At 35.5% G+C, this 18,210-nt stretch carries 17 protein-coding genes; 7 read left to right on the top strand and 10 right to left on the bottom strand.

The features are described 5' to 3' along the window. The first annotated feature begins 97 nt into the window (after positions 1-97). Complete coding sequence (locus MKX66_RS23105; RefSeq protein WP_215590287.1) at positions 98-970, top strand: AraC family transcriptional regulator; 873 nt, start codon at positions 98-100, stop codon at positions 968-970. Between the two features lie 115 nt (positions 971-1,085). On the opposite strand, the gene MKX66_RS23100 is transcribed toward MKX66_RS23105, so the two are convergent. The 5 genes from MKX66_RS23100 to MKX66_RS23080 form a co-directional block, all read right to left on the bottom strand. Next, on the bottom strand, positions 1,086-2,660 hold the full coding sequence (locus MKX66_RS23100) for a permease (protein WP_215590288.1): 1,575 nt from the start codon (positions 2,658-2,660) through the stop codon (positions 1,086-1,088). Beyond that, on the bottom strand, positions 2,650-3,366 hold the full coding sequence (locus MKX66_RS23095) for an ABC transporter ATP-binding protein (protein ID WP_215590289.1): 717 nt from the start codon (positions 3,364-3,366) through the stop codon (positions 2,650-2,652). The genes MKX66_RS23100 and MKX66_RS23095 overlap by 11 nt, the downstream gene beginning before the upstream one ends. Positions 3,367-3,526: 160 nt before the next feature. Continuing rightward, positions 3,527-4,165 carry an SdpI family protein gene (locus tag MKX66_RS23090; RefSeq protein WP_215590290.1) on the bottom strand — a complete coding sequence of 213 codons (639 nt, stop codon included), beginning with the start codon at positions 4,163-4,165 and terminating at the stop codon, positions 3,527-3,529. 24 nt (positions 4,166-4,189) lie between these two features. After that, on the bottom strand, positions 4,190-4,828 hold the full coding sequence (locus MKX66_RS23085; RefSeq protein WP_078421880.1) for an SdpI family protein: 639 nt from the start codon (positions 4,826-4,828) through the stop codon (positions 4,190-4,192). Then, entirely contained in the window at positions 4,825-5,097 is a 273-nt protein-coding gene (locus MKX66_RS23080) for an autorepressor SdpR family transcription factor (protein ID WP_002089211.1), read from the bottom strand. The genes MKX66_RS23085 and MKX66_RS23080 overlap by 4 nt, the downstream gene beginning before the upstream one ends. A 208-nt stretch (positions 5,098-5,305) precedes the next feature. Between MKX66_RS23080 and MKX66_RS23075 the strand changes: the two genes are divergently transcribed. The 6 genes from MKX66_RS23075 to MKX66_RS23050 all read left to right on the top strand — a co-directional run bounded on the left by MKX66_RS23075 (position 5,306) and on the right by MKX66_RS23050 (position 13,883). Further along, positions 5,306-6,001 carry a response regulator transcription factor gene (locus MKX66_RS23075; RefSeq protein ID WP_000276730.1) on the top strand — a complete coding sequence of 232 codons (696 nt, stop codon included), beginning with the start codon at positions 5,306-5,308 and terminating at the stop codon, positions 5,999-6,001. Between the two features lie 2 nt (positions 6,002-6,003). Beyond that, a complete protein-coding gene (locus MKX66_RS23070) occupies positions 6,004-7,026 on the top strand; it encodes a sensor histidine kinase (RefSeq protein WP_002015836.1) in 1,023 nt (340 codons plus the stop codon). A 94-nt stretch (positions 7,027-7,120) separates the two neighbouring features. Beyond that, a complete protein-coding gene (locus MKX66_RS23065; RefSeq protein ID WP_341087198.1) occupies positions 7,121-9,091 on the top strand; it encodes an ABC transporter permease in 1,971 nt (656 codons plus the stop codon). Between the two features lie 85 nt (positions 9,092-9,176). After that, complete coding sequence (locus MKX66_RS23060; protein ID WP_326997218.1) at positions 9,177-11,135, top strand: ABC transporter permease; 1,959 nt, start codon at positions 9,177-9,179, stop codon at positions 11,133-11,135. A 19-nt stretch (positions 11,136-11,154) separates the two neighbouring features. Further along, complete coding sequence (locus MKX66_RS23055) at positions 11,155-11,907, top strand: ABC transporter ATP-binding protein (RefSeq protein ID WP_000393251.1); 753 nt, start codon at positions 11,155-11,157, stop codon at positions 11,905-11,907. Beyond that, positions 11,904-13,883 carry an ABC transporter permease gene (locus MKX66_RS23050; protein WP_326997217.1) on the top strand — a complete coding sequence of 660 codons (1,980 nt, stop codon included), beginning with the start codon at positions 11,904-11,906 and terminating at the stop codon, positions 13,881-13,883. Before MKX66_RS23055 ends, MKX66_RS23050 begins: the two co-directional genes overlap by 4 nt. A gap of 53 nt (positions 13,884-13,936) precedes the next feature. Here the strand turns inward: MKX66_RS23050 and MKX66_RS23045 are convergent, their stop codons facing one another. The 5 genes from MKX66_RS23045 to dagF all read right to left on the bottom strand — a co-directional run bounded on the left by MKX66_RS23045 (position 13,937) and on the right by dagF (position 18,209). After that, positions 13,937-14,149, bottom strand: coding sequence for a YjcZ family sporulation protein (locus MKX66_RS23045; protein ID WP_002129632.1), 213 nt, complete (start codon positions 14,147-14,149; stop codon positions 13,937-13,939). A gap of 179 nt (positions 14,150-14,328) precedes the next feature. Then, positions 14,329-15,654, bottom strand: a complete 1,326-nt coding sequence (gntP, locus tag MKX66_RS23040; protein WP_326997216.1) for a gluconate permease GntP — start codon at positions 15,652-15,654, stop codon at positions 14,329-14,331. Positions 15,655-15,719: 65 nt separating this feature from the next. Continuing rightward, positions 15,720-16,445 carry a GntR family transcriptional regulator gene (locus tag MKX66_RS23035; RefSeq protein WP_002015828.1) on the bottom strand — a complete coding sequence of 242 codons (726 nt, stop codon included), beginning with the start codon at positions 16,443-16,445 and terminating at the stop codon, positions 15,720-15,722. Further along, positions 16,445-17,461, bottom strand: coding sequence for a sugar kinase (locus MKX66_RS23030; protein WP_341087195.1), 1,017 nt, complete (start codon positions 17,459-17,461; stop codon positions 16,445-16,447). The genes MKX66_RS23035 and MKX66_RS23030 overlap by 1 nt, the downstream gene beginning before the upstream one ends. Then, a complete protein-coding gene (gene dagF / locus MKX66_RS23025; RefSeq protein WP_000181913.1) occupies positions 17,454-18,209 on the bottom strand; it encodes a 2-dehydro-3-deoxy-phosphogluconate aldolase in 756 nt (251 codons plus the stop codon). Before dagF ends, MKX66_RS23030 begins: the two co-directional genes overlap by 8 nt. Between the last annotated feature and the right edge of the window lies 1 nt (position 18,210).

Here is an 18,210-nt window from a genome sequence, read left to right as displayed (position 1 = left end):
TTTTGTAAGGTTAAAAATGCCCCCTACAAAGTTGTGCATGAAATGTCGGATGGAGCTATTTCATTCTTGCTATTCTATATACAAAGGAGGTCATAGTATGGATTCACTTAAAAATATGAATGCGGCAATGCAGTATATTGAAGACAACCTTACACACGAAATTGATTTTAAAGAAGTCGCAAAAATAGCTTTCTGCTCCGAATATCATTTCAAAAGAATGTTTTCTTTTTTAGCTGGCATATCACTATCAGAATATATTCGCTGTAGACGTCTTACCCTTGCTGCCTTTGAACTAAAAGATTGCAATGCAAAAGTCATTGATGTCGCTATAAAATATGGATACAACTCACCAGATTCATTTACACGTGCATTTCAAAATTTGCACGGAATAACGCCTTCAGAAGCTCGAAGTACAATTCGTTCTTTGAAGGCTTATTCACCAATGACCTTCCAACTATCCATTCAAGGAGGAAATGAAATGAACTATCGAATTGAAGAAAAAGAGCCATTTCAAATCATTGGCATACAAAAACGAGTACCAATCGTTTTTAACGGTGTAAACGAAGAAATTGCTTCTATGTGGAAAAGTTTAACCCCACAGTCCATTCAAACATTAAAGATGCTTTCAAATGTGAACCCAAATGGAATCATTAGTGCCTCTACTAACTTTTCTGAAGGAAGAATGGAAGAAAAAGGCGAACTCGATCACTATATTGGAGTAGCCACAACGAAAGATTGCCCAGAGCAATTTGCGCAACTTGAAGTCGCAGCTTCAGCATGGGCTATATTTGAAGCTGTCGGTCCATTTCCTGATGCATTACAAAATGTGTGGGGACGTATTTATTCCGAATGGTTCCCTTCTTCGAACTACGAACTAGCGGAAGGACCGGAAATATTGTGGAATGAAAGTAAAGACGTATCCTCACCGAATTTCAGAAGCGAGATATGGGTACCTGTTTTAAAAAAGTAATATAAAGGTCTAAACTTTTTCAAAATAAAGAAGCTGCTCTTCCTCTTTAAAGGAAAAGCAGCTTTTTATTTTATCCCGCTATTTGTGGGCAGTAAAACCCCCACTGATTAAAGTTTCACTTTATACTTCTTCTCGACTCGTTCTTATACAAGAAAATAGTAACAATCGTAAGTACTATAACAACTCCAAAAGTAAACACTCTGTAGTTCGAGATCGTAGCAGTACCGATTAACAAGGCAGGTATAACAGCCATAATTAAGCCACCGAACATACCGACAAACGATCCTATACTTTGTTTTACTACTTGAGTTTCTGATACCCAATCATAATAACCAAATCGATTATTAATAAAAATCCCCCATACTGCCGAAAAGAATGAATATGTTATCGGTGTTATTACGATGAAAAGAGAACTCCAAACATCTAGTTTTAACCCTATTATCAGTAATACAGCACTAATAAGTGATGCAGGTATACTTAATGAAAGATTCATAAGAATTTTACTGTCATAAATCATCTTTGGCGCTATAGGTAACGACTTAATAATCCATACATTTTTTCCTTCTAAAGACAATGACACACATGTTGTACACGTCATCGAAATCGCTGCTGAAATAGCAAATGGAGCAATCTTTTGCAACAGAGGCTCAATTCCAGGATACGCTATTAATTGACTTGGCCCTACTACAACTATAGCTAGTGCGAAAGCTAGCGCCATCACAACTCCCATTCCGCTATTTACCACATACACTGTAGAAGAAAAGAAACGCTTCAGTTCTTTTTTATACAATGCGGCCAATACACTTTCTTTTCTCATGCTATGAATTTCATAATTTGAAAGCATATGATAAGTGGTAATCTCTGTATTTATTTGCTTATATTTTAACGAAAGGATTTTTACAAAAAGATAATACCAAATAACCGATATCCCAACAAACAGGATGAAAGCTACAATATCAGCATGAACAATTGCTTTTTGAAACATGTTAGCTAATGGATACACTTTAGTTAGTTGCTCTGAAATAATTGCACCTATTCCGTTCATATCATTAAGACTATATTGAGCATTTCCGCTTTTTAGCATAAAGAAACCGAATGTAATAATTACTATAAAACTTAAAGTCGTAGTTATTTTATTCGTATTTTTAAATTTAGAAGCGATTGCCGTAATAGCAGCTCCAAAAATCGCTGCTATTGTTGTTGGAATTAAAGATGCTATAAACATACTGATGAACCACATAAAGTAAAAAGAAACTGATGGCCTCTCATGTATGCCATAAACAACTCCCATTGGTAGCATGATTATGATTGAAAAGATCGTATTCAGCAAATATAAATACAAAAACCTACTTGTAATAACTGTACTTACACGAATCGGTAATGACATTAAAAGATCGTAATCCTTAAAAGCAAAAATCTCTCCATTTGCCTTAAATATAGTGAAAAACAACGTCAATACACTGCTAATAACTAATGCATAAACTGGGATAATTTCACTTATTCCTAGCTTCACCAACCCATATGCCGAGGCCCCACAATATAGCATTAACATGACACCAACTAAGGCAATAGATGCTGACAGTAAAATCTTATTCTGCTTCTTCTTTTTATCTTTTTCGTATTTAAAAGTATTTAAACCAAGCTGCGTTATCAAGCGGATTTTTAAAAGACCTAGACTACTAATATTCATTAGCAAGCTCCTTCATAAAGAGCTCTTCCAATGACCCTTCCTTTATTAAAGAATTCACTTCCCCTGAAAGTGCTAATTTCCCTCTATTAATCATCGCTATTTTATTACATAACTTCTCCGCCACATCTAAAACATGCGTAGAAAAGAAAATCGCACTTCCCTTTTCACAAAGCTCCTTCATAATACCTTTCAACACTACAGCAGCCTTTGGATCAAGACCGACGAAGGGTTCATCTAAAACTAATAATTTCGGTTTATGCAAAACCGCTGACATAATCGCCACTTTTTGTTTCATACCATGTGAATAAGAAGATATTAAATCACCTAGGTACGGTGTAATCTCAAAAGCATCTCCATACTTTTGTATCTCCTTTTCCCGATCTTTTGCAGACACTTTAAACACATCCGCAACAAAGTTTAAATATTGAATTCCTGTTAATTGCTCATATAAATCTGGATTATCGGGAATATACGCCATTACTCTCTTACATGCAATCGGATCCTTTTTGACTGAATATCCATCAACAAAAATTTCACCCTCTTCAAAATCTATAACTCCAACTAACGACTTAATTGTTGTACTTTTCCCCGCACCGTTATGCCCAATAAATCCAAAGATATCTCCTGCTTGAACAGTAATATTTAGCTGATCTACTGCTTTTTTGCCACCTTTGTATGTCTTGCTAAAATTTATAATTTCTAACATGTGATTTCCCCCAAACTACCTTTTTGACTGAATTTTCAGACCTAAAAACAAAAAATTTACTCAGCGAGCTTTTTCGTTATCCCCACTGAGTATTAAAATTTCTTAACACATAGAAACTATAAATATAAAATTTGACTAGTACAGTTCAATCCCTTATTGCTTACAATTGCATTTCTTTTTTATAAATAACATATGACTTTATCGTTGATATGAAGATGCATACTAATATTATTCCAATCCCCACAAAGATATTGAATGGATCTGGAAGTAACGCTCCCGCATATATACAAAGTGCACCTATTACAAATACCTTCGAAGCAAATCTGTGTGTTTTTCTCCAAACTACAGGATTTTCTAAGGTCCAGTCCATTCGAATGCCTACTAAACCATTTGGCTTCGTTTGTTGCATGTGATTACCTAGTACAAGAAACAACGTTCCAATTCCGAAATTAAAGGCGATTGAGCCTGAAGCAATATAATTAGACGCTGCTAATAACGCAAATATGTTACAGCCGAATCCTATAAAAAGAATGGCATAGTTAATTGCAGAAAGGACTTTAGCATGCTGTTTATACTTATCTTTTGTTACATCAATATACCCCATAGCTAGCCATATCAAATACAGCAACACCATACTACCTATTGAAAATGAACTTGCCTCTACTTTAGAAAAATATCCATCTACTATTCCCGCAGCATTATAATGACGCGGAATTTGTTCCGGTAAATATGGCCATACAATGTACCATCCCATTGCAATTGCAATAATTAAACTCCATGGTAATACGTGTCTTTTCATCCTCTCTCCCCCATAAAATTTCTATTAAGCTCCTATCTCTTTCTTATAAGCAACATAGGAATACACCATCGTACCAACAACCAGTACAACAACAACACTTAACAAACAAATCATCTTCCACATTCCTGGTAGAAACGAGGAAAATATGATTACAATACCGCCAATCATCATGATCTTTGATCCTATCCTATGCGTTTTTCTCCATACATTTTCACTACTTAACGTCCATGGCGTCTTAATACCTATGAAGAAATTTGGTTTACATTGCTGCATATAATTGCCGAGTACGATGAAAAGGATACCGACCATTATGTTCACAACGATTCCAATTGGAATGTTATACCCTAAAGCATTTGCTAGTGTCATCATATTAATAGTAAATAAGAAAAATAAAATTGCTCCATTTATCATTCCAAGTGCTTTAGGAAATCTTTTGTAGTTGTCGTACTTCGGATCTATCTTAGGCAATACAGTAACTAGTGCATATATGAAAACCATAATTGCTACATCAAAAATCAACATTCCCATTTTTGACATATGTCCATCTACCTCACCATTAATATTCCAATGACTTGGAACTTCTCCCGGTAAATAAGGCCACGCGATGCACCATGCAATAATCGTTAAAGCAATTAATAATAACGGAAATATATGCTTCTTCATTTCCCCTCTTCCCCCTTATTCGTAAACGTAAACACCCAAGTCAATAAATCTTGGAATACAGTTGTGTTTAAAGAGTACATAACGAATTGTCCTCTTTTTTCATCTTGGATAAGTTCAGCATTTTTAAGCGCATTTAGGTGATGAGAAATACTTGGCTTTGTCATATTGAACTGTTCAGCAATTTCGCCAGCTGTTAAATCGCCTTCTTTTAATAAGTCTAAAATTTTTCGCCTTGTCGGGTCTGCTAATGCTTTAAATGCTTGATTCAATGTCTTTCTTCCTTTCGATAATTAGACATTTAGATATTTATCTAAATGTTAAAATATTTTCAGTTAATTGTCAATTGTATCCCTAGCCCTTTTTACTTTTTCCACTTTTGACCTATATTGTTTACTAGCTTATATTTCAACATAATGAAAAGACGAGAAACACATGATACACTATAGCTACAATTGTTTTTTTAGGAGGAATATACATATGTATAAAATTTTAATCGTTGAAGACGATCCAAATATTTCATCATTACTACAATCTCACATTCAAAAATATGGCTATGATGCTGTTGTTGCGGAGAACTTCGATGATATTATGGAATCGTTTAACGCTGTGAAACCACATCTTGTTTTACTTGATGTAAACTTACCGAAATTCGATGGATTCTACTGGTGCCGTCAAATTCGCCATGAATCTACTTGTCCAATTATTTTCATTTCGGCACGCGCAGGTGAAATGGAGCAAATTATGGCGATTGAAAGCGGTGCGGATGATTACATTACAAAACCGTTCCACTACGACGTTGTAATGGCAAAAATTAAAGGGCAATTACGCCGTATTTACGGTGATTATGCACCAAATATTTCTGAGCGTATCGTTGAAGTTGAAGGACTAAAACTATTCCCTGAGCGTCCAGAAATTCATTTTGGCGCTGAGCAAGTTCTTTTAACGAAGAAAGAAGCAATTTTAGCAGAAATGTTATTATCTAAATTTCCTCGTACAGCGAGTCGTGAAGATTTACTAGCCGCTCTTTGGGACGACGAAAGCTTCGTTGAGGAAAATACATTAAACGTAAACATCACGCGTCTTCGTAAAAAGTTCAATGAGCTTGGTATTGAAAATGCTATTGAAACAGTACGTGGACTTGGGTATCGTTTTAACGCAACTTGGAGTGAATAAGCATGAAACTATTTTTACGTGATCATTTTGCATTTTTCCTACTATATGTATTAAACTTCGGAATCATTTTCGTTCTTTATGATGCAGTAGACGGATTTCAAAATAATAAGTTTTACTTCATCGTTTTAAGTTTATACTTATTCATCTGTTTCCTCGCTTATCGTTACGTTCGTAACCGTAGAATGTATCACAGATTAAGTGAACCACCAGAGAAACTGGAAGATGCGTTTATTGAAAGAGCGACTGCTCCTATGCCACACGGTGTAAACGAGCTCGTTCGTACGCAATATCGTCTATTCCAAAAAGACCTACAAACATTCGAAGTAAAACAGCAAGAACACCAATTATTTATTAACCATTGGGTGCATCAAATGAAAACGCCTGTTTCTGTTATGCAGCTTATGGTGCTTGAAATGGAAGATGAACATTTAATCCCGAAATTCAAAAAAGAATTAGAACGATTAAATCAAGGACTCGATATGGCTTTATATATGGCAAGGCTAAATAACTTCCATGAAGACTTCCATGTTGAGACGATTTCATTAAAAGATGCTGTGACAAAAAATATTAACGGATTGAAAGAATTATTCATTCGAAACGGAGTCTTCCCCGTTTTAGAAGTTCATTCAGATTTAAAAGTTGCTTCTGATGCGAAGTGGCTAAAGTTCATCATTTATCAGTTAATGACAAATGCAGTTCGCTACTCTGGTGAGCGCGGAAAGAAAGTTTTCTTATCAGCTTATCGCAATGGTAAAGATATTATTTTGGAAGTTCGTGACGAAGGCGTTGGTATTCCACAAGAAGATATTCGAAGAGTATTTGAACCTTTTTACACTGGAAAAAACGGTCGTGCATTCGGAGAATCTACTGGTATGGGGCTTTATATTGTAAGTAAAATTTGTGATTATTTAGGTCACTCTGTGAAACTAGACTCTGAAGTTGGTAAAGGAACGACGATTAAAATCATCTTCCACAACGCTGCAAATAATCAAGCAGAAAATACAGAGAAGGTGACCGAAGCATGACCATAACATATGCTAGCAAAATGTATGAGAATTTACTCTCATACATTTTTTGCAATAAGACTACATATCGGCCTGCTAACGGGAGGCATATATTATGACATTTTGGCAGTTTGCATTTAAAAATGTAACGCGCAACTCAAGAGCTTATTTTGCCTATTTTTTAAGCAGTTCCTTTTCCATTGCTGTTTTCTTTTCGTTTGCTGTTTATTTATTTCATCCGAAATTACAAAATTCCAGTATGATCTCTGAAGTTTCAGGATTAATGATTTTTTCAGAAGTTGTCATTGTCTTGTTCTCTTTTTTCTTTTTACTATATTCAATCGGATCGTTTTTAAAAGTACGTAAAAAACAATTCGGCGTTTTGACCGTTTTAGGAATATCAAGAAAACAATTACACCGTCTCGTTTTCACTGAAAATATGTTAATTGGTATTTTATCTATCTTTTTCGGTATGCAGTTTGGACTTGTCTTTTCGCAGTTTTTCTTATTAGTAACAGCGAAAATTACACATCTACCAGGGATATATTTATATATCCCTACGAATGCTTTCATTTTAACGACGATTGTGTTTCTTGGTCTCTTTATCGCTGTATCTTCATTTACACCCCTGCTAATTCGTACGAAAAAGACGGTAAACCTTTTAAAAACTAATGCTGGGAAACAAAAGGAAAGAAAACCATCCATATTTATCTCTCTATTTGGCGCTATCTGTTTAATAGGTGGCTACGCTTTAGCGAGCAAACCAATATATTTCGTATCAATAAGCCCACAAATAGGAATGGTTTATATGCTTTCAAGTATTTTCGTCATTCCGGCACTCGTTTCAATCGGAACATATTTCTTCTTTTCGCAAATTAGTTTCTTGCTCATTCACCTGTTGAAAAAGAGACGGAATTTTTATATGAAGCGTATTAATATGCTCTGGATTTCTGATTTAGCTAGCCGCATTCGCTCAAATATTAATATGCTTTTCGTTGTGGCAATGCTATCTACAATTGCTTTTACGATGATTACATTTTTATATGGGTTCGGGAAATTTATGAAGCTTGATGTTGAACGAAATTCACCATTCGCATTTTCATATTTCTCATTTGATGAGAATCCATTTACTTCCCAGCACTTAAATTGGCTAGAAAAACAATTAGAAGATGGGCAATTCTCTTACGACAAAATTAAAGTAGATTTATACGCTACGCCTGTAGAAGCGAAAAATAATACAGAAATTTATTATGACACATATGCCATAAAGCAAAGTGACTATAATAAACTCGCTACGTCATTACAATTACAAAAACTATTTATAAATGAGAATGAAACATATGTATTATCTGGAGCGGCATATGTCCCATTGTTTAGTGCATTCGATCCAAATTACAATAGAACACATATTACACTCGCTAATACAAATTATAAGCTACAAATAAAAGGGATCAAAATAGATAATACCCTCCCGTCTACTTTTGCTTATGAAACATTAGTATTATCTGATTCTGCCGTTAACAATTTACCAACTAACACTAAACATGTGACAGTCTATAATTACAACGTAGAAAACTGGGAGAATACATATGCTATTGCTGATGAGTTTGTAAAACGAGCAGATAAAGACCGCGCGAGTATCAAGCACGAAGGATCTCTCGTTCGTATTTTTGAATCAGGTAACTCTTTATACAGAATCAAATCCGGAAGTGCTTCCTACTTCCTTATTGGTACATTCCTTGGGATCATTTTCTTTATTGGAGCTGGTAGTGTACTGTACTTCCGTATGTATACAGATTTAACAAACGAGCAAGAAAAATATGTAACGATTACGAAGATTGGCTTAACAGAATCAGAAATGAAGCGTTCAGCGACCATTCAACTTGGAATCTTATTTTTCGTTCCATACATTATGGCTTCTATTCATACGATGTTTGCGACAAAGATGTTGCAAGATATTATTAACTTATCATTGTTCGCTGAAATTACGGTTGTACTTGTGATTTTTGGAACAGTTGAGATTATCTTTTTCCTATTAATTCGTTCACTTTATATGCAAAAATTATCGCAACATATTAAGTTTTAAATAAGCAAAAGGTGAGCTTTATGAAAAGAGTATGCGGACCCCCTCATACTCCTTTCACATTAACTCTATTAGGAGGTTTAGGCGCATGACATTTTGGCAGTTTGCATTTAAAAACGTGACGCGGAACGCCAGAGCTTATTTCGCCTATTTTGTAAGTAGTGCGTTTTCCATTGCAATTTTCTTCTCGTTTGCAGTTTATTTATTTCATCCTAAATTGCATATGACAGGCGTGAATGCTGCTCTGAACATATTAATGACAATCTCAGAAGTTGTCATTGTATTCTTTTCATTTTTCTTTTTACTATATTCAATCGGTACTTTCTTAAAAGTACGAAAAAAACAGTTCGGGATTTTAACAGTACTTGGCATATCTCCAAAGCAATTAAAGAGGCTCGTATTTCTAGAAAACATGCTAATTGGTGGCCTATCCATATTTTTCGGCATTCAATTTGGCCTTGTCTTTTCACAGTTCTTTTTATTAGTTACCGCCAAAATTACGCATGTGCCTGGTTTATATTTATATTGGTGGCCTACAGCTGCTATCGTTTTAACTATAATTATCTTTCTTGGACTCTTCATTCTCGTATCATCTTTTACACCGATGCTAATCCGTACGAGAAAAGCTGTACGTCTTTTAAAAGAAGGAACAAAACAAAAAGAAAGAAAAGCATCTGTACTCATCTCTCTCTTTGGTGCGATATGTTTAATATCTGGATATGTTTTAGCAGCAAACCCACTATATTTTATGTCACTAGGAGATATCGCTGGGCTTTTGTACGCTGCCTCCTGTATATTTGTCATCCCATCACTTGCTGCAGCTGGGACATATTTTTTCTTCTCACAAATTAGCTTCTTACTCATTCGCATATTAAAGACGAGAAGAAAATTTTATATGAAACGTATTAATATGCTTTGGGTTTCTGATTTAGCAACTCGGATTCGGACAAATATTAACATGCTCTTTATCGTGACGATGTTATCGACACTCGCTTTCACAATGATTACATTCTTATATGGGTTTGGGAAATTCACAAAGTTTGATGAAATAAGGCAAAATCCTTTCCCGTTTACTTATTTATCACATACTGAAAATACGCTTGCCGATGAACATTTAAATTGGTTAGAACAAAAATTTAACGAAGAGCACTTTACTTATACAAAATTTAAAACAGACATATATGAAGTATCTTCAGCTGAGGATAACTCACAGCTCTATTATGCCATTAAACAAAGTGACTATAATGTACTTGCTAAAGCATTAAGCTGGGAAACTCTCACGGTGAATAAGAATGAATCTTATATTCTTATGAAAGACTTAGACGATCAAGTTATTGGAACAATTCATACTAAAGAAAAGAAAAATATTCTTCCACTTACTCAAAACAATTTACAACTACAAGTGAAAGAATATAAAAGTTATAACCCCTTCCCAAACAGCTTAATATACCAATTACTCGTACTATCTGATGAAAATGTAGAAGCCTTATCAACCGCTTCAAAACAGATGAGTGTATATAGCTTCAAAGTTCCAGATTGGGAAAAGGCACATAATATCGGTTCAGCATTTATAACAAAAATTGATACTGACAATGCAGCTATTCAGGCAGAACATCCACCGTTTCATGCAAGTGAAGCAAGCAATTCTCTATACAAAACAAAATTAAATGTTGCTTCGTTTTTCTTAATTGGTACTTTCCTAGGTGTTATTTTCTTTATCGGAGCTGGCAGCGTTCTTTACTTCCGTATGTATACAGATTTAACAAATGAGCAAGAAAAGTATATAACGATTACAAAAATCGGTTTAACAGAAGTCGAAATGAAGCAATCCGCTACAATTCAACTTGCGATTCTTTTCTTTGTTCCTTACATTATGGCATCGATCCATACGATGTTTGCGACAAAGATGTTACAAGAGATATTACATCTATCATTATTCGCTGAGATTACAGTTGTACTTGTAATCTTTGGAACGGTTGAAATTATCTTTTTCCTTTTAATTCGTTCCTTTTATATGCAAAAATTATCACAACATATTAAGTTTTAAAAATAGAAAGGTGATTATTATGGAAGAAGTATTACACATAAAAAACGTCTCAAAAGTGTATGAAGGAAAGGTCCCTCATACTGCTTTAAAAAATATAAATTTACATGTAGATAAAGGAGAATTTGTTGCTATCATGGGACCATCTGGTAGCGGTAAATCTACATTTTTAAACGTTATCTCTACAATTGACTCCCCTACTTCTGGTGATGTCGTGATTAATGGAAAAAAACCGCACACATTTCGTAGAGAGAAACTAGCTATTTTCCGCCGCCAAGAGTTAGGGTTTGTTTTCCAAAACTTTAACCTATTAGATACACTAACAATCGGTGAAAATATCGTACTGCCTTTAACTTTAGATAATGTTCCTTTAAAAGAGATGGACGAAAAACTCGATAACATTTCAAAGAAACTTGGAATTGATCATATTTTGGACAAGCGTATTTTTGAAGTTTCTGGAGGACAAGCGCAGCGTACCGCGGTAGCACGCGCTGTTATTCATCATCCGTCACTTCTACTTGCGGATGAACCGACAGGAAACTTAGATTCTAAAGCAGCAATTGATGTAATGGAGCTATTTACGAAATTAAATAAAGAAGAGGATGCCACAATTTTAATGGTTACTCATGATCCGTTTGCAGCAAGTTATTGTAACCGCGTTATTTTCATTAAAGATGGTGGGCTTTACAATGAATTACATCGCGGACTATATCGCGAGAAATTTTATCAAGAAATATTAGATGTTTTAGCATTATTAGGAGGAAGGCGTGGATGACGTTTTGGCAATTTGCATTTAAAAATGTCTCGCGTAATTCTAAAGCATATTTTGCTTATTTTGTAAGTAGTGCTTTTTCTATTATGGTTTTCTTTTCATTTACTGTATACGCGTATCATCCACGCTTACAAAATGTACAAAGCTTTCAAGAACGGGATCCTCTAATGAACTTAGCTAGTACAGCACAGCTTGTGATTGTTATGTTCTCGTTCTTCTTTCTCTTATATTCAATTGGAACATTTTTAAATGTACGGAAGCAGCAATTCGGGATACTCACGATTCTCGGTATCTCACAGAAACAATTAAAAAGACTGTTATTTACTGAAAACATGATAATTGGGATATTGTCCATCTTTATCGGTATACAAGGTGGCCTAGTGTTCTCTAATTTTTTCTTATTAGTCACTTCAAAATTAACAAGTGCGAAAGGTCTCTATTTATATTGGCCAACAGAAGCGATTATCGTGACAACCGTAACGTTTATCATTTTATTTTTAATCGTTTCTACATTTACACCTATGTTTATTCGGACTCGTAAAACAGTCCATCTTATTAAAGGGAGCAAGAAAGTGACAGCCGAAAAAAGGCCGTCTATACTCATTTCGATATTTGCTTTAACTTGTTTAGGGTTATGTTATTATATTGCTGGTTATCCACAAGGCTACGTAACCGAAAAAAATGTGCAAAACGGATCTGTCTTATTTATTATATTATCTATTTTGCCACTCGTAGTAGTCGGAACATATTTTTTCTTTTCACAAACATTTCTTCTTTTTATCTATATTTTAAAGAAGCGTAGAAAGTTTTATTTGAAACAAATAAACATGTTATGGATTTCAGACTTAGTTGCTCGTACCCGTAGTAATATTAATGTACTCTTTATCGTTTCTATGCTATCTGCGCTTGCATTTACGATTATTATCGGACTATTTGCTGCGAATAATAATACAAAAGCGTCGATACTAGAGCGATATCCTATTCCCTTCACATACAAATTAGAAGGGGATCATTCCCTTGAACGAAAGCACGTTAATACTATTGAATCCGAACTTTCCAATGCTCATTTTCAATATAAAAAATATAAATTTACGCTTTTAAAAGATAATGCTTCAAAAGAAGAGATTGCAATTATGAAAATGAGTGATTATAACGAAATTGCTAAGCAGTTAAAGAGACCTACAATCACCCTTGATTCAAAAGAAGTTTACATTATTTCTGGCTATTCACCAGAGCTATTAAACCTTGTATCAAATCCATTTGTAAAACAAAATACAATTACGCTTGAATCCAATAAAAAGGAGTTTTATATAAAGGGATTTATTAACAAAGGAATAGCACCACCATTTGCATTAGCAAATTTAGTTATTATGCAAGATTATGCAATCGATACTATGATTCCTCATATTGAAACCATTACAGTTTATAACTACTTCGTGGATAATTGGGAGAATGCAATTATTCCAACGAAAAATATATTAAAAAGTATTAGTAATGACACCGAAAAATATTATGAGGCACATAAAGACGATAAGCATGCATCTCCCGTCCCTTTTAATATTTATACAGCTACTGATGAGTTACTCCATAATAAAGAAAATGCAGTTGCTCAATTCTTTATTTGGGCATTTCTTGGCTTTATCTTCTTTATCGGTGCGGCTAGCGTTTTATACTTCCGTATGTATAACGACTTAACGAATGAAAAACAAAAGTACATTACGATTACAAAACTGGGCTTAACTGAATCAGAAATGTTTCGCTCCGCAACGATTCAATTAGGAATTTTATTTTTCGTTCCTTACATCGTTGCTGGTGTTCACACGTTATTTGCGGTTAAGTTTTTACAAAGCATGTTTTCTTTCTCGTTACTAAAAGAGTTACTGATTGTACTCACCTTTTTCGGGATTATCGAGATTATTTTCTTTTTCTTAATCCGCTCTCTGTACATTAATAAATTATCACAGCATATAAAAATATGAATAAAATAGCCTTGTGCATATTGCACAAGGCTATTTCCAATAGTTTTTAATAATTAGCAGTATCCACCATAGCCGCCGCCATATCCACCATAACCGCCGTAACCACAACCACCGCCGCCTCCGCCGAAGCAGCTAGCACCGATGATAATTAATAAAATAAACAATACGATTAGAAGCGCAAAACCGCCGCCGCAGCCACGTCTACGGTCGCAATCATCATGTCTGCGGTTACAATCATCATGTCTGTGTTCACACTTTTCGCTCATTACTCTATTCCTCCTTTAGTATCATTCATAACAAGTTCAACTTGCTCTAAATGAGGGGATTCCATTTATATTATGTTTTCAGGGCAAATCGGAAGCTTGGCACTCCTAAAAACGGGCTTGTTTCATGAAAAGAGCCCCAACACAAAAAGAGGATACCTTTAAATAGGCACCCCCTTCTTCTAAACAAACATATTAAGTAAAAGCGCAAAGCCGAATGCAATAAATGATAACAATGTCTCCAGCACCGTCCACGTTTTAAACGTTTCTTTTACTGTCAAACCTAAATACTCTTTTACAAGCCAGAATCCTGCATCATTTACGTGAGAAAACATTAATGAACCTGCACCGGTTGCAATAACGAGTAATTCTAAATTTACACCAGACATGTGCTGAATAACCGGTGAAACAATTCCAGCTGCTGTCGTTAATGCTACAGTAGCTGAACCTGTTGCAATTCGGATTAATCCCGCTACCATGAACGCTAAGACGATTGGTGATAATGAAATATGTTCTGCCATTTGAGCGATGGCTGTTCCAACGCCGCTTTCAATTAATATTTGTTTAAATCCACCGCCTGCACCAATTATTAAAATAATGGAACCGACAGGTAGTAAACTTTCATCTGTTAATTTTTTAATCATCTTTTTATTAATTCCTTGTTTTATACCAAGCAAATAAAACGCTGCGAAACATGAAATAAGTAAAGCGATTACCGGACTTCCTGCAAATACTAAAAATTCAGTTATTTTTTTCGGTAATGAAATATATGGTGCGACTACTGATAAAATCATTAAAACTACTGGCAGTAAAATAATAAAAAATGAAACTTTACGACTCGGTAAATCAGTTGATACTGTCGTAACTCGAACAAGCTCCGGTTCATTTTCAGGTATAACCCTCTTATGTACCCACTTTGCAAATACCGGTCCTGCGATAATTGCTGTTGGTAACGCGATAATTAATGAATACAATAGTACCTTTCCTAAATTCGCATTATAAATACCGATTGCTGTCATCGCACCTGGATGCGGCGGCACTAGCCCATGTACAATCGATAATCCAGCAATAACAGGTAACGCAATTAACAATATATTTTGTTTCGTTGTTTTTCGAATTGAAATAACGAGTGGTAATAAAATGACGATTCCCACTTCAAAAAACACTGGAATACCTATAACAAATCCGGCGAATAACATTGCCCAAGGTAATTTTTTCACCCCGAAGAATCGAATGAAGAAATCTGCTACTTGCATGCCAGCCCCTGAATCGGACATCATTTTCCCTAAAATTGTTCCGAGAGCCAAAATACCAACTAAATGTCCTAGTACACTACCAACACCAGTTTCATAGGCAGTAACAATTTTGGTCAAGTTCAACCCAGACATAATAGCTAAAAATAGACTAGCAACTGTTAAACTAATAAATGCATGCCACTTCCACCACGATACCCCTAAAATAACAATTGCGATCGCAATTAACGTGACGATTAATAAGTATATATCCATATCCCATTCCCCTTCGATATGAAAATTTTTTACAGAAAAAGAGGGAATTAGTCCCTCTTCATTTTTTACACATCATAATTTACAACGTAATGCTGCATTTCCGTATTGTAGTAGCCTTCACTATATTCAATTACTTCGCCAACTTCATCGTAAGAATAGCGCATACGTTTTAATAACGCTGTTCCCTCTTTTTCTCCTAACGCTTCTGCAACGAAATTAGGCGCAAATCCAACAGCGAATTCATCTCTGAAGTTTTCTAAATGTATACCACGGTCCTCGACTAGATCATAAAGCGATTGTAAGTCAAAGTCCGCTAAGTCTGTACTTGCCATTTGTGCTGAGAAATAGTGCGTATAATGAATGTACGGAGTATCATTTAAAGCATATAGACGCTCAATACGAAAACTCTCTTTACCAAACAAACGAAATGGTACTGTTCCTTCTTCATTATGAACCACTTCTGCCTTTAGCAATTTCTTTTGTACTTTATAGCCTTCTTCCACTAACACTTCTGTAAATTTCTTTCCCTTTGAAAGCTTTGTCGCAGAAGTATTTCGAATGACTTTCGTTCCTTTACCACTTTTCTTTTCTAAATATCCTTCTTGAACGAGTTCTTTAATTGCGTTTCGCACTGTAATTTTACTCACTTTGAACTCTTCTTCTAATTGTGGTTCAGAAGGAATATTTGTATGAATGGCATAAACACCATGTAATATTCGATCACGAATAATATTTTTAATTTGTAAATATAATGGACCTCTTTTTCTCGTTACGTTCACCGTTACACCCACTACCTTTCTACATCACCTACTGATGCCGTCATTGCCCGAAGTATATCTTTCTCTGATGACATTGGCGTATCACCGACGATTGTATGTGCAAGCATTCCAGCTGCTGACGCAAATGAAACAGCTTTCTCTGGTGCAAACTCTTCTATCTCGCCATGAATAATCCCGCTCGTATAAGCATCTCCAGCACCTATTCTATCATATACAGAAAACGTAAGTGTTTTGGCAAAAGTGAACGTCCCATCTTTACATATGAATCCGCGAAGTGAGTGTGTATTATCGCTATTAATAGAACGATGCGTTCCCGCGATTGTAGCGATATTATATATTTCAGCGACTTTTGGAATAAGATCAACAAGCTGTGCTTCTCGCTCCGTCTCTTCCGTTTTCATTCCGAGAACAAACATCGCATCTTTTTCATTCATCATTACAATATCGGCAAAGCCTAGCATTTCTTCATAATGAGGTTTCGCCTGTTCATACCCATCTTCTCCCCAAAGCGACGGACGATAGTTGCAATCGAAAACGACAGTGCCTCCATTTTCTTTAACTGCCTTCGCCAAAGATTTCATATGATGGCGCACAGTATCATTCATCGCAAGGGTAATCCCGCAAAAATGAACGATATCAATTTCTTTTGCGATTTCTTCAAATTGGTACATCTCTTCACATGCCGTATTGAAACTACTTTCTAATCGGTTAGAATACGTAACGCGGCTTGCACGTGCGCCAAATCCATTTTCCAAAAAGTACATGCCCACATATTTACCGCCTCTTGAAATAAACGGTGCTTGAATCCCTAGTTTTTGAATGTGCGATACCGCCGCATCTCCAACCGAATTTTCCGGTAAAGTTGAAATAAGATAACCTTCATGACCTAGATGAGAAAGTGCTGCTGCAACGTTCACACCTGTACCAGAAAATGAGTAATTTAATGTATTTGCTTGCGATAGCAATTCATATCCTGGCACTTGCAGGCGCATCATTACTTCACCGAATGCTGCAATTTTCTTACGCATATTGATCAACTAACTTCTTCACGACCGCTAGTAATTCACGAACATCTTCTGTTTTCGTATTGCCAGTTTCTTTATCAATAATAGAAGAGTACACGTGCGGGATAACTTGCTCTACGTTTGCTTCTAATGCAATACGTACAATTGTTTCAAAGTTTTCTTTATCAATTCCGCCCGTTGGCTCTAATGCAAATCCTTCTTCCGCACAAGCTTTTGCAACTGCGCGATATTCTTCTTCATGAGCCAAGCCTTTCATTGGGAAGTATTTCAATGAATTCCCGCCCATATCACGTACAAGTGCGATTGCTGTTTTAATTGGAACGATTGCTTTTTCTTCCCCAGCTGCACTAATTGGGCCAGTAGAAATATTTACGTACCCTACTTTTCCCGTTGGTGATACTAAACTATTAATCCAGCTATCTTTTCCGCCAAGATTTGCACGTGTCGCTCCTACTGAAGGGAACACTTGGTTAATATGACTACCAGGATAATGCTTCGCAATTTCAGCTACAACTGCTGCTTGGCGATTATCTCCTGCTCCAAGTCCGATTGATACAGCGTCATCAATTTCTTTTCCGTATGCTTTCATCGCAGTTACTGCTTCTTCTACTGTTGGATAATCTTTTGATAACACTCCAACGACTACATAACCTTCTGCTGCCTCAAAGATATCTTTCGCATTTTCGATATTGTTCGCTAATACATTTAATGCTACGCGGCCTTTATAAAAACGTTTTTGAATGTTTGTCATT

Source organism: Bacillus sp. FSL R9-9530 (assembly GCF_038008145.1).
Lineage (GTDB): Bacteria > Bacillota > Bacilli > Bacillales > Bacillaceae_G > Bacillus_A > Bacillus_A mycoides.
Note: the sequence above shows the minus strand (reverse complement) of the source record. Positions and strands in the feature narration are given on the sequence as shown.

Bases quoted from the DNA above. Each gene is read 5' to 3' on its own strand.
- MKX66_RS23030 (WP_341087195.1), bottom strand. From the start codon at position 17,461: ATGCGTAAGAAAATTGCAGCATTCGGTGAAGTAATGATGCGCCTGCAA.
- MKX66_RS23075 (WP_000276730.1), top strand. From the start codon at position 5,306: ATGTATAAAATTTTAATCGTTGAAGACGATCCAAATATTTCATCATTA.
- MKX66_RS23095 (WP_215590289.1), bottom strand. From the start codon at position 3,366: ATGTTAGAAATTATAAATTTTAGCAAGACATACAAAGGTGGCAAAAAA.
- MKX66_RS23050 (WP_326997217.1), top strand. From the start codon at position 11,904: ATGACGTTTTGGCAATTTGCATTTAAAAATGTCTCGCGTAATTCTAAA.
- MKX66_RS23070 (WP_002015836.1), top strand. From the start codon at position 6,004: ATGAAACTATTTTTACGTGATCATTTTGCATTTTTCCTACTATATGTA.
- MKX66_RS23065 (WP_341087198.1), top strand. From the start codon at position 7,121: ATGACATTTTGGCAGTTTGCATTTAAAAATGTAACGCGCAACTCAAGA.
- dagF (WP_000181913.1), bottom strand. From the start codon at position 18,209: ATGACAAACATTCAAAAACGTTTTTATAAAGGCCGCGTAGCATTAAAT.
- MKX66_RS23100 (WP_215590288.1), bottom strand. From the start codon at position 2,660: ATGAATATTAGTAGTCTAGGTCTTTTAAAAATCCGCTTGATAACGCAG.
- MKX66_RS23085 (WP_078421880.1), bottom strand. From the start codon at position 4,828: ATGAAGAAGCATATATTTCCGTTATTATTAATTGCTTTAACGATTATT.
- gntP (WP_326997216.1), bottom strand. From the start codon at position 15,654: ATGGATATATACTTATTAATCGTCACGTTAATTGCGATCGCAATTGTT.
- MKX66_RS23060 (WP_326997218.1), top strand. From the start codon at position 9,177: ATGACATTTTGGCAGTTTGCATTTAAAAACGTGACGCGGAACGCCAGA.
- MKX66_RS23045 (WP_002129632.1), bottom strand. From the start codon at position 14,149: ATGAGCGAAAAGTGTGAACACAGACATGATGATTGTAACCGCAGACAT.
- MKX66_RS23055 (WP_000393251.1), top strand. From the start codon at position 11,155: ATGGAAGAAGTATTACACATAAAAAACGTCTCAAAAGTGTATGAAGGA.
- MKX66_RS23090 (WP_215590290.1), bottom strand. From the start codon at position 4,165: ATGAAAAGACACGTATTACCATGGAGTTTAATTATTGCAATTGCAATG.
- MKX66_RS23105 (WP_215590287.1), top strand. From the start codon at position 98: ATGGATTCACTTAAAAATATGAATGCGGCAATGCAGTATATTGAAGAC.